General features: G+C 40.7%; 10 protein-coding genes. 9 read left to right on the top strand and 1 reads right to left on the bottom strand.

The annotated features are described in order from the left end of the window. The first annotated feature begins 6 nt into the window (after window positions 1-6). From HMPREF3249_RS07530 to ahpF, 3 genes are all read left to right on the top strand, one after another. A complete protein-coding gene (locus tag HMPREF3249_RS07530) occupies window positions 7-1,503 on the top strand; it encodes a cell division site-positioning protein MapZ family protein (protein WP_049533526.1) in 1,497 nt (498 codons plus the stop codon). Window positions 1,504-1,607: 104 nt separating this feature from the next. Continuing rightward, window positions 1,608-2,174 carry an alkyl hydroperoxide reductase subunit C gene (gene ahpC, locus HMPREF3249_RS07525; protein ID WP_049533525.1) on the top strand — a complete coding sequence of 189 codons (567 nt, stop codon included), beginning with the start codon at window positions 1,608-1,610 and terminating at the stop codon, window positions 2,172-2,174. A gap of 11 nt (window positions 2,175-2,185) precedes the next feature. Beyond that, window positions 2,186-3,718, top strand: a complete 1,533-nt coding sequence (gene ahpF / locus HMPREF3249_RS07520; RefSeq protein ID WP_059221102.1) for an alkyl hydroperoxide reductase subunit F — start codon at window positions 2,186-2,188, stop codon at window positions 3,716-3,718. A gap of 196 nt (window positions 3,719-3,914) precedes the next feature. On the opposite strand, the gene HMPREF3249_RS07515 is transcribed toward ahpF, so the two are convergent. After that, window positions 3,915-4,397, bottom strand: a complete 483-nt coding sequence (locus HMPREF3249_RS07515) for an S-ribosylhomocysteine lyase (RefSeq protein WP_003043493.1) — start codon at window positions 4,395-4,397, stop codon at window positions 3,915-3,917. 216 nt (window positions 4,398-4,613) lie between these two features. Between HMPREF3249_RS07515 and HMPREF3249_RS07510 the strand changes: the two genes are divergently transcribed. The 6 genes from HMPREF3249_RS07510 (at window position 4,614) to rsmB (ending at window position 12,105) form a co-directional block, all read left to right on the top strand. Continuing rightward, the gene (locus HMPREF3249_RS07510; RefSeq protein WP_049533523.1) at window positions 4,614-6,221 is read left to right on the top strand and encodes a ribonuclease Y; all 1,608 of its coding nucleotides are present in this window, start codon (window positions 4,614-4,616) and stop codon (window positions 6,219-6,221) included. A 164-nt stretch (window positions 6,222-6,385) separates the two neighbouring features. Beyond that, complete coding sequence (gene gmk, locus HMPREF3249_RS07505) at window positions 6,386-7,012, top strand: guanylate kinase (protein ID WP_059221100.1); 627 nt, start codon at window positions 6,386-6,388, stop codon at window positions 7,010-7,012. Between the two features lie 25 nt (window positions 7,013-7,037). After that, a complete protein-coding gene (gene rpoZ / locus HMPREF3249_RS07500; protein ID WP_003031464.1) occupies window positions 7,038-7,352 on the top strand; it encodes a DNA-directed RNA polymerase subunit omega in 315 nt (104 codons plus the stop codon). A gap of 58 nt (window positions 7,353-7,410) precedes the next feature. Continuing rightward, on the top strand, window positions 7,411-9,792 hold the full coding sequence (locus HMPREF3249_RS07495) for a primosomal protein N' (protein ID WP_059221098.1): 2,382 nt from the start codon (window positions 7,411-7,413) through the stop codon (window positions 9,790-9,792). A gap of 74 nt (window positions 9,793-9,866) precedes the next feature. Continuing rightward, window positions 9,867-10,802: a methionyl-tRNA formyltransferase gene (gene fmt / locus HMPREF3249_RS07490; protein ID WP_049533520.1), complete on the top strand. Its 936-nt coding sequence runs from the start codon at window positions 9,867-9,869 to the stop codon at window positions 10,800-10,802. Next, the gene (gene rsmB / locus HMPREF3249_RS07485; protein ID WP_059221096.1) at window positions 10,792-12,105 is read left to right on the top strand and encodes a 16S rRNA (cytosine(967)-C(5))-methyltransferase RsmB; all 1,314 of its coding nucleotides are present in this window, start codon (window positions 10,792-10,794) and stop codon (window positions 12,103-12,105) included. Before fmt ends, rsmB begins: the two co-directional genes overlap by 11 nt. Window positions 12,106-12,122: the final 17 nt, after the last annotated feature.

The following is a 12,122-nucleotide window of genomic DNA, read 5'->3' as shown; positions in this document are numbered from 1 at the left end:
TTTGCCGTGAGTAAAGACGAAAAACATTTGCCAGAACAAGAAGAAAAAGAATCAATTCTTGATTTTGAAACAGCTAAAGAAATGACGATTGGTCAGGCTGCTCGAAAAAGTGAAGAACTTGAAGCAGGAGTGACGGAAGAGGACAATGTACTGGATAAATACATCAAACAGCATCGTCAAGAAATTGAAGCTGGAAAATTTTCGGCTCAATCCGCAGAAGAAATGCCTGAAGCAGAAGATCAAAAACAACTGAGCCAATTAGACTTGGCAGAATTTATCCAAGAGATGCACGAGGAGGTTCAAGAGGAAAAAATTCTAGAATCTGCAGAGGTGGCGTCTGAGGAGTCTGCCTTTGATGAAACAGTAGCTGCACTTGCAGCCAGCGAAGCGGAACCACAAGAAACTTCGGAAGAAAACAGTACACAAACTTCAGAGGAGCTAGGGGCTGAGACAAAAATAATGGAACCAATTCAGCCTGAAATGGATGATATTCCTGTGAGTTCAACTGAGTCAATGGAAAGCTATCCGACTTTTACAGCGTTGGATGAAGAAATGGAAACGGAGAAAGTTCCATTTTATAAAAATAAAAAAGTCGTGTATTCAGCAGTAAGTGTTATTGTACTGGCTTTAATCGGCGGAACAGCTTATCTGTCTTTGAACAAAAAGCAAGCGAAAACAACTACAACTTCAACGAGCCAAACAAGTAAATCTTCTACCGCTTCTAGCTCTGAAAATAAGGATTTGAAAGCTTTCAATAGCCTTTATGATTCATTCTTTACAGATGCCAATAAATTGGTTTTGAAAAACAGCAGTTTCGGAAACTTAAACAAACTAAAAGCAGCATTGGAAAAATTAAAAAACACTAACGAGTACAATGTTGCCAAAGCAAAATACGATAGCTTGGTCAAACAAGTTGAGGCTGTTCAAAATGTGAATGCACAATTCACTTCATCAGCTATTACAGATGGTGTTTTAGATACTAAAGCAAAGATTAAGGCTGATGCTAAATTTACAGATGTTACAACTGGAAATACCGACTTGGATAAGGTGTTGAAATCTGCTATTAGCTTAGGAAAGAGTCAACAAACCTCTGCTCCTCAATCTGAGGTTGCAGCTGCACCGTCACAAAGCTCCGCTCAAGCACCTGTAGCAGAACAACCAGCTTCTGTACCAGCGCAAGCAACTGCTCCAGCAGCACCAGCGTCAGGCACGAATTTACAGCGTCAGTTGAGCCGAGTACCATACGACCAAACTAAAATTAACGACAGTAATAATCCAGCTTGGAATTTCAATCCTGGTGTGTTAGAGAAAATCTTAGCAACTTCACGGGAACGTGGATATTTCACGGGAGATGATTATATTCTTGAACGTGTGAATATTATCAATGGAAATGGTTATTACAATCTATTTAGAACAGATGGCACGTATCTCTTTAGTATCAACTGCAAAACTGGCTATTTTGTAGGAAATGGCGCGGGTTATGCAGATGCTTTGGATTATTAGGAAACGTTTTCAAGCAAATTATTAGACTCTAAAAACCTTATACGCTATAATAAAACGTATAAGGTTTTTATTTTATAATTAAACTATTTTTGGAGGTAATCCTTATGTCACTTATTGATAAAGAAATTGTCGAGTTTACAGCAGATGCTTATCATGCTGGAAATGGGAAGTTTATCACAGTTTCTAGCGAAGATTTAAAAGGTCATTGGAGCGTTGTTTGCTTCTATCCTGCTGATTTTTCATTTGTTTGCCCGACTGAGTTGGAAGATTTGCAAGAGCAGTATGCAGCTCTTAAAAAGTTAGGTGTAGAAGTATATTCTGTTTCAACAGATACCCATTTTACACACAAAGCTTGGCATGATCATTCAGATGCCATCGGAAAACTTGAATACATTATGATTGGCGATCCATCTCATACCATTTCACTTGGTTTTGATGTGTTAGATGAAAGTGGATTGTCTCAACGTGGTACTTTTATCATTGACCCAGATGGAGTTGTACAAGCGCTTGAAATCAATGCAGACGGTGTTGGGCGTGATGCTTCTGTCTTGATTGACAAAATCCATGCTGCACAATATGTTCGGAGTCATCCAGGTGAAGTTTGCCCAGCTAAATGGAAAGAAGGAATTGAAACACTTACACCAAGTCTTGATTTAGTTGGTAAAATTTAAGGAGGCTTCTTATGGCTTTAGATGAAACAATTAAAGCGCAACTTAAGCAGTATTTGGAGCTTCTAGAATCTGATGTTGTGTTTCAGGCTTCTTTAGGTCAAGATGAGCGTTCTGAGCAGGTACGAGCTTTTTTAGAGGAAATCGTAGCGATGTCTCCACGTTTATCACTGGAAAATACAGAAACTAATCGCCAACCAAGTTTTACTGTTACACAAGTTGGTCAAGCAGGTCGTGTTCAATTTGCAGGTCTTCCCTTGGGGCATGAATTTACATCTTTTGTGCTTGCTTTGCTACAAGTCTCTGGTCGCGCACCAAAAGTAGAAGATGCTGTTGTAAACCGAATTCAAGCTATTAAGCAATCACTTCATTTTGAAACTTATGTCAGCTTAACCTGTCATAATTGCCCAGACGTTGTGCAAGCTCTCAATGTGATGGCTATTTTGAATCCTAATATCAGCCACACAATGGTCGAAGGAGGCATGTTTAGACAAGAAGTTGAAGACAAAAAGATCATGGCTGTTCCAACGGTTTTTCTAAATGGTGAAGAATTTGCAAATGGTCGTATGACCATTGAGCAACTGCTTGATAAGATTTCTGGACCTGCTTCAAGTGAAGAATTTGACAAAAAAGAACCATTTGATGTGTTGGTTGTTGGGGGCGGACCTGCAGGAAGCAGCGCAGCTATTTATGCTGCTCGTAAGGGAATTCGTACAGGTATGGTCGTTGAAACTTTCGGTGGACAGGTAATGGAGACCGTTGGTATTGAAAATATGATTGGCACGCCTTACACTGAAGGACCTAAGCTGATGGCGCAAGTAGAAGAACATGCAAAAAAATATCCAATTGATATCATGAAGAACCAACGTGTTAAAAACATCGAGAAAAAGGATTTGATTGAAGTGGAACTTGAAAATGGAGCTGTTCTGAAAGCGAAAACGGCAGTTCTTTCTGTTGGTGCTCGCTGGCGAAATGTCAATGTTCCTGGTGAAGAAGAATTCCGAACCAAAGGTGTAACTAATTGTCCACATTGTGACGGTCCTATTTTCACAGGTAAAAAAGTGGCTGTTATCGGTGGAGGTAATTCTGGAATTGAAGCAGCAATTGACTTAGCTGGTCTGGCAGAGCATGTTTATGTATTAGAATTTCTACCAACTTTGAAAGCTGATCAAGTGTTGCAAGACCGCGTGCATCAACTTGAAAACGTGACGGTTCTAACCAATGTAGCAACAAAAGAAATTCATGGTTCCGATCAAGTTGAAGCTATTACTTATCTCGATCGTGCGAATAATGAAGAACATAAAATTGAGCTCAGTGGTGTCTTTGTTCAAATCGGTCTTTTGCCAAATACAGACTGGCTTAAGAATAGCTCAGTGGCTTTAAATGAGCGTGGTGAAATCATTGTTGACAAACATGGTGCAACAAATGTGCCAGGAATTTTTGCAGCAGGTGATTGTACAGATAGCGCTTATAAACAAATCATTATTTCAATGGGTTCAGGAGCGACGGCAGCTTTGGGAGCATTTGATTATTTGATTCGTCAATAAAAAAAACGAGAGTGGGACAGAAATCAATCATTCGAAGAATGTGATTTCGTCGTCCCACTTTCCGCACAGTTGGTTAGGATAGCCGCTATCACCGGTATGATTAGGAATAAGGATATCCAACCAACCACTGCGTCTTGCAAGCTAAACTATAAAATGCATGAGGCTGGGAACTTTTGTCCCGACCTCATTTTTTAATTTACACAAGATGACGCTCGAAGGCATCATCGGAAATGCCCTTTTCTAAGATTAGTTTGCACCATTCTTTAGCGGAAAAGAGGCTGTGATCTTTGTAATTGCCACAAGATTCGATAGTCGTACCAGGAACATCATCCCAAGTGGTGATTTCAGCAATTTCCTCTAAAGAGGCTTTTATGACTTTGGCAATTTCGGTTGTACTATGTCGTCCCCACATAATCATGTGAAATCCTGTCCGACAACCAAAAGGTGAGCAATCAATCATACCATCAATGCGAGTACGAATGAGCTTAGCTAACAGATGTTCAATCGTATGAAGTCCAGCGGTCGGAATGGCATCTTCATTAGGCTGTACCAGACGAACATCAAAGTTGGAAATGATGTCCCCTTTAGGTCCCACCTCTTCGCCAATCAAGCGTACGTAGGGGGCTTTGACAATCGTGTGATCCAACTCAAAACTTTCAACAATGACTTCTTTGACCATAAATAGAACTCCTTTTATTTTTAATAAATTATACCATATTTTGCTCTAGCAAAGAAAAAATTTTCTGCTTAACAAAGCCTGTCAGGAAAAAGGATTCGCAAAAAAGAATGTGAAAACCGTCACGTATTTATAAGAATTTAGTTTGTGAAAAATGGATTTTTATGATAAAATAATTAAGAATTTTACAATTCAATATCAATAATTTGAGGTAAAAACATGGAAATGATTTTTGCAGGTGTTTTTGCCGTCATCATTGGTTTAGTCATTGGATATGTAAGTATTACAGCTCGCATGAAATCAGCGAAAGAAGCTGCGGAACTTACTCTTTTAAATGCTGAACAAGAAGCAACTAATTTACGTGGACAAGCTGAGCGTGAAGCGGATTTGTTACTAAAAGAAGTGAAGCGCGAAAGTAAATCCCTTAAAAAAGAAGCACTGTTAGAGGCAAAAGAAGAAGCCAGAAAATATCGAGAAGAAGTTGAGGCAGAATTTAAATCTGATCGTCAAGAGTTGAAGCAATTGGAAAGTCGTTTGACAGAACGTGCGACAAGTCTTGATCGTAAAGATGACAATTTGACCAGCAAAGAAAAAACACTCGAACAGAAAGAACAAAGTATTTCTGATAGAAACAAAAACCTTGAGGCGCGTGAAAACAAACTGACAGAGTTGGAGCAACACAAAGAAGCAGAATTAGAACGTGTTGCTGCACTCTCACAAACTGAAGCTAGAGATATCATTCTCACTCAGACTGAAGATAAGCTATCAAAGGAAATTGCGACGCGTATTCGTGAAGCAGAGCAAGAAGTCAAAGAACGTTCTGATAAGGTGGCAAAGGATATTTTAGTTCAAGCCATGCAACGGATTGCAGGTGACTATGTTGCGGAGCAAACTAATTCAACAGTTCATCTGCCGGATGATACGATGAAGGGTCGCATTATTGGACGTGAAGGTCGGAATATTCGAACCTTTGAAAGTTTAACGGGTATTGATGTCATTATTGACGATACACCAGAAGTGGTGACTTTATCTGGTTTTGACCCTATTCGACGTGAAATTGCACGCATGACAATGGAAGCTCTGTTAAAAGACGGTCGTATCCACCCGGCTCGCATTGAAGAATTAGTAGAGAAAAATCGTCTGGAAATTGACCATAAGATTCGTGAATATGGTGAAGCAGCGGCTTATGAAATCGGTGCACCAAACTTACATCCGGATTTGATGAAGATTATGGGACGCTTGCAGTTCCGTACATCTTATGGACAAAATGTATTGCGTCATTCTGTTGAAGTTGCTAAGTTATCTGGTGTCATTGCAAGTGAACTCGGTGAAAATGCTAATTTAGCTCGCCGCGCTGGTTTTCTTCACGATATTGGCAAAGCCATTGACCGTGAAGTGGAAGGCAGCCATGTGGAAATTGGAACAGAATTGGCTCGTAAGTATAAGGAACATCCAATTGTGGTCAATACAATTGCCAGTCATCATGGTGATGTAGAACCGGAAAGTGTGATTGCAGTTATCGTGGCGGCTGCCGATGCACTTAGTGCAGCTCGTCCAGGTGCTCGTAGCGAATCCCTTGAAAGCTATATCAAGCGCCTGCAAGATTTGGAAGAAATTGCCAATAGTTTTGAAGGTGTGAAAAATAGTTTTGCTTTACAAGCGGGTCGTGAGATTCGGATTATGGTCAATCCTGGTCAAATCAAAGACGATAAGATTACTATTTTGGCTCATGATGTGCGTGAAAAGATTGAGAACAACCTCGAATATCCAGGTAATATCAAAGTGACGGTCATTCGGGAAATGCGTGCTGTGGATTATGCCAAATAGACATTACTAAGAATGAATGTTTATCTAGCTAATGTATAATTTTAGGCAAGTAAGAGTGACTTGCATTGTTTTCTCAAAAAACAAGCATCTACCTATGCTAAAAAGCAGTTGAAAAAATACTGCTTTTTTGTTACACTAGATAGAAAGACAATGAAGGAGATATGATGGCGGATCGTGGCTTGTTAATCGTTTTTTCTGGTCCCTCAGGTGTGGGGAAGGGAACGGTTCGACGTGAGATTTTTGAAAGCTCAGACAATCAGTTTCAATACTCTGTGTCCATGACAACTCGTGCTCAGCGTCCTGGTGAAGTAGACGGGATTGACTATTTTTTCCGTACGCGAGAAGAGTTTGAGGAGTTGATTCGGCAAGGTCAGATGTTAGAGTACGCAGAGTATGTTGGCAACTACTATGGAACTCCTTTGACCTATGTGAATGAAACTTTAGATAAAGGGATTGATGTTTTCCTTGAGATTGAAGTTCAAGGGGCGCTTCAGGTGAAGAAAAAAGTGCCAGATGCTGTTTTTATCTTTTTGACGCCACCTGATTTGGCAGAATTACAAGATCGTTTGGTGGGGCGCGGAACAGATAGTGCTGAGGTAATTGCTAGACGCATTGCCAAAGCAAGAGAAGAAATTGCTCTCATGCGCGAATATGACTATGCCATTGTCAATGATGAAGTTCCGTTAGCAGCGGAACGTGTCAAGCGCGTTATTGAAGCAGAGCATTTCCGCGTGGAACGTGTCATCGGTCACTATCAAGATATGCTGTCAGAACAACTTTCAGTTAGATAAGAATTTAGAAATTAGGTAAAGAATTATGATGTTAAAACCTTCAATTGACACCTTGCTTGATAAGGTGCCCTCAAAATACTCCTTGGTGATTCTTGAAGCAAAACGTGCTCATGAATTGGAAGAAGGAGCAGCTCCGACCCAAGAATTTAAGTCTGTCAAATCAACACTTCGTGCTTTGGAAGAAATCGAATCTGGCAATGTTGGGATTCACCCAGATCCTGAAGGCAAGCGAGAAGCAGTTCGTCGGCGTGCTGAGGAAGAACGCTTGCGCAGAGAAGAAGAAGAGCGTAAAATCAAAGAACAAATTGCGAAGGAAAAAGAAGAGGGTGAAAAAATTTAAGGTTGGGTCAGCTCAATCTTATTTTTTCTTTTACTGATAAATGAGAGGTGGTGAGAAAGTGCAGATTGCAAAAGTCATTGTGGATGTTCCTCTAATGCAGACAGATAAACCTTATAGTTATGCGGTACCGAAAGAATTTTCGACTATGTTAGAAATTGGCATGCGTGTGCATGTGCCTTTTGGGAAAGCCAATCGCTTGATTCAAGGGATTGTCGTAGAACTAGCAGAAGAAACGACAACAGAATTGAAAGAGATTGTAGAGGTTTTGGACTTTACGCCAGTTTTAAATGAGGAGCAACTGTGGTTGGCAGAAGAATTGAGAAAATCTGTCTTTTCTTACAAAATTTCAATTTTAAAAGCTATGTTGCCGGGATTTTTGAATTCTAGCTATGATAAGATTCTCCATGCTCAACTTTCTTTGAATGAACAAGATAGACTGCTTATTTTTGGCAATGCAGAGCAGCAACATTTCTCATCGCTTGATAAAGAGCTGCAAGCTAAGGTAATGCGTTTGACACGGCAAGGGGCGATTCAGGTAGAATACCAAGCGATAGATCAAAAGCATATTAAAACAGAAAAATGGTATCAGGTTAATCAAGGAATTTTGGAGCAGCTAGTCATTCCCCAACGGGCGAAAAAAAAGCAAGCCTTGCGAGACGTTTTGCAAGCTCAGACTGACATGTACCGTTTGGCGGATTTGAAAGAGCATTTTTCAAGAGAGGTCATTCATTATTTTGTGGAGCAAGAGGCTGTACAAATCATCGAAAAAGAAGTTAGTCGTTCTGAGGCTTATTTTGAAAATGTTGCAACGGATTCTGCACTGGTGCTAAATGAAGAGCAAGGAGCTGCGGTTCAAGCTATCACGCAGCAAATCGGGCATGGTGGTAAGCCATTTCTACTAGAAGGAGTGACAGGTAGCGGTAAGACGGAGGTTTATTTGCAGGTCATTCAAGAGGCGCTCAGCCGTGGCAAGACAGCCATTATGTTAGTGCCTGAAATTTCCTTGACACCACAAGTTACCAATCGTTTTATTGCGCGTTTTGGAAAGAAAGTAGCCATTCTTCACTCAGGCCTTTCAAATGGGGAAAGGTACGATGAATGGCGCAAAGTTGAGCGAGGAGAAGCGCAAGTTGTTGTTGGTGCTCGTTCTGCTATTTTTGCTCCGTTAAAAAATATTGGTGCAATTATCATTGATGAAGAGCATGAAGCGAGTTACAAGCAAGACTCCAATCCACGCTATCATGCACGAGATGTCGCTTTACTACGTGCAAAGTACAATCAAGCCGTTCTGGTGTTGGGGTCGGCGACGCCGAGTTTAGAAAGCAGAGCGCGGGCTGGCAAAGGTGTGTATCACTTTTTGCAATTGACCAAGCGAGCCAAGCCACAAGCTCAGATTCCTGAAGTGGAAATTGTGGATTTTCGTGATTATATTGGGCAAAATGAGGCTAGTAATTTCACTCCGGTTCTGTTAGAGGCAATCCAAGATCGACTAGATAAGAAAGAACAGGTTGTTTTGATGTTGAATCGACGTGGCTATTCTAGTTTTGTCATGTGTCGTGAATGCGGAACGGTTGATACCTGTCCAAACTGCGATATTTCCTTGACCTTGCATATGGATACGAAAAGTATGAATTGTCACTATTGTGGTTTCTCAAAAGGGATTCCTCATACTTGTCCGAATTGCTCCAGTCGGAGCATTCGATACTATGGAACTGGGACACAAAAAGCCTACGGTGAATTAGCAGAAGCCTTTCCGCAAGCTCGAATTTTGAGAATGGATGTTGATACCACTCGTAAAAAGGGCAGTCACGAACAAATCTTAAAAGAATTTGGTGAAGGGCGTGCAGATATTTTACTGGGAACGCAGATGATTGCAAAGGGGCTGGATTTCCCGAATGTCACTCTTGTTGGAGTGCTCAATGCAGACACGGCTTTGAATTTGCCAGATTTTCGTTCATCTGAGCGCACCTTTCAACTCTTAACTCAGGTTGCTGGGCGTGCAGGACGAGCTGAAAAGGAAGGTCATGTGATTATTCAAAGTTACAATCCGAAGCATTATGCGATTACTTTTGCGAAAAATCAGGATTATGAGGGCTTTTATGCTTATGAAATGAGTATCAGAAAGCAGTTGGCCTATCCACCTTATTATTTTACGGTGGGACTTACCTTGTCTCATAAAATAGAAGCAGAGGTCGTCAAAAAGTCATACGAAGTCTTGAATATGATACGTTCTGGCTTGTCAGATAAGGTTCAGATATTGGGACCAACTCCTAAGCCGATTGCCCGCACTCACAACCTCTATCACTATCAATTGATTATTAAATACCGTTTTGAAGAACACTTGCAAGATGTGTTGAATCAGATTTTGGATTGGACGCAAGAAAAGATCAATAAAGACTTACGCTTGAGTATTGATCATGAGCCACAAAGTTTTATGTAGCCTTATTTTTAGCCTTTTTTAAAGAAATACACGACTTCTTCTGATATAATAGTAAAAAAGAATGTGAGGAAACCATGACAAACATTATTTTTATGGGAACGCCAGATTTTTCTGCAACAGTGCTCAAAGGATTATTGGAAAGCAAGCAGTACGAGATTTTGGCAGTTGTAACCCAGCCAGATCGTGCAGTAGGGCGCAAAAAAGAAATCCGTATGACGCCTGTTAAAGAACTGGCTTTAGACTATGGCTTACCCGTCTATCAGCCAGAGAAATTGTCTAAAAGTGCTGAATTAGATAGTTTGATGAATTTAAACGCTGATGGTATCGTCACAGCAGCTTTCGGTCAATTTCTACCAAGCAAATTGCTAGATTCAGTTTGTTTTGCCGTTAATGTGCATGCTTCTCTATTACCCAAATACCGCGGAGGAGCTCCCATTCACTACGCCATTATCAACGGTGACAAAGAAGCCGGTGTGACTATTATGGAAATGGTTAAAGAGATGGATGCGGGGGATATGATTGCGCATCGAGCGATTCCTATTGAGGAAACAGACAATGTTGGGACGATGTTTGAAAAGTTAGCACTTGTAGGACGCGATTTGTTGCTGGACACTTTGCCGAGCTATTTGTCTGGGGATATAAAGCCTGTTCCGCAAGACAAAAATCAAGTTACTTTTTCACCAAATATTTCACCAGAAGAGGAGAGAATTGACTGGACCAAGACCAATCGACAAATTTTTAATCAGATTCGAGGCATGTATCCATGGCCAGTCGCGCATACGCTTTTAAATGGAGACCGTTTTAAAATTTACGAAGCTACTCCAGTAGAAGGAGCTGGTCATTCAGGAGAAATTCTTGCTATTGGGAAAAAAGAATTGATTGTAGCAGCTGGTGAGGGTGCACTTTCTCTGAAAACAGTACAGCCAGCTGGAAAGCCCAAAATGACTATCGTTGATTTTCTGAATGGTCTGGGACGGCAATTATCAGTAGGTGATTTCTTTGGTCAATAAAACAAAAACAGCGCGGCAAACGGCTCTTGCAGTTTTAGAAGCAGTTTTTTCAGAAGGAGCTTATTCCAATATTGCTCTCAACCAGGCTTTGCTAGAAGTACCTTTAAGTTCTGCAGACAAAGGACTTGTAACAGAAATCGTATATGGTACCGTTGCACGTAAAATCACTTTAGAATGGTATTTGTCTCATGTTATTGAAGATCGAGATAAGTTAGATTCTTGGCTTTATTTTCTCTTACTGATGAGCTTGTATCAGATACTGTATCTTGATAAAATTCCGGCGCATGCGGTCGTCAATGAAGCGGTAGAGTTGGCAAAGGTGCGAAAAAAGGGAAGCGAAAAGTTCGCCAATGCAGTACTGCGAGGATTATTGCGGGACGGTGTGGCAGATATAGGCAGTATTAAACGTAAAAACAAACGCTATTCTATTCAGTATTCTCTGCCAGTTTGGCTGGTTAAAATGCTGATTGAAGAGTACGGTGAAAAACGAGCTCTAGCCATTTTTGAGAGTTTATTTCTTCGGAATAAAGCCAGTGTTCGAGTGGGGGATTTAAGCCGTAAAGAAGAGTTGAAACAAGTGTTGCAGGCAGAAGATTCGCTATTAGCTCCGAGTGCGCTGGTGAAAAACCACGGTCATTTTGCAGGGCATGCCTTGTTTGAAGAAGGAGCTATTACTATTCAAGACGAGTCTAGCCAATTGGTTGCGCCAAGTCTTGAATTGCGCGGCGATGAAAAAGTGCTAGATGCATGCAGTGCGCCGGGTGGCAAAACCATGCACATTGCTTCTTACTTAACGACAGGGCAGGTCACGGCATTAGATCTCTATGAGCATAAGTTGGCTCTGATAAAAGAAAATGCACAGCGCTTAGGTGTGGCAGATAAAGTGATTACGAAAAAGCTAGATGCGAGAAAGGTTTTTGAAACTTTTGGGGCAGATGCCTTTGATAAAATTTTAGTCGATGCACCATGTTCAGGAATTGGCCTGATCCGACGGAAACCAGATATTAAATACAATAAAGAAAATGCAGATTTTGCCTCGTTGCAAAAAATTCAGCTTGAGATACTGGATAGTGTTTGTCAAAGCTTGCGAAAAGGTGGTATAATAACTTACAGTACCTGTACGATTGTTTCGCAAGAAAATTTTCAAGTTGTTGAGCAGTTTTTAGCAGCTCATCCAGATTTTAAACAGGTAAAACTAGAACATAATAGACAGGATATTCTAAAAGATGGCTGTATTTTAATTACGCCAGAATTGTATGGAAGTGACGGATTTTTCATCAGTCAATTCAAACGAATATCCTAAAGGAGGAAACTGACAGT

Source organism: Streptococcus sp. HMSC36C04 (assembly GCF_001839535.1).
Lineage (GTDB): Bacteria > Bacillota > Bacilli > Lactobacillales > Streptococcaceae > Streptococcus > Streptococcus hominis.
Note: the sequence above shows the minus strand (reverse complement) of the source record. Positions and strands in the feature narration are given on the sequence as shown.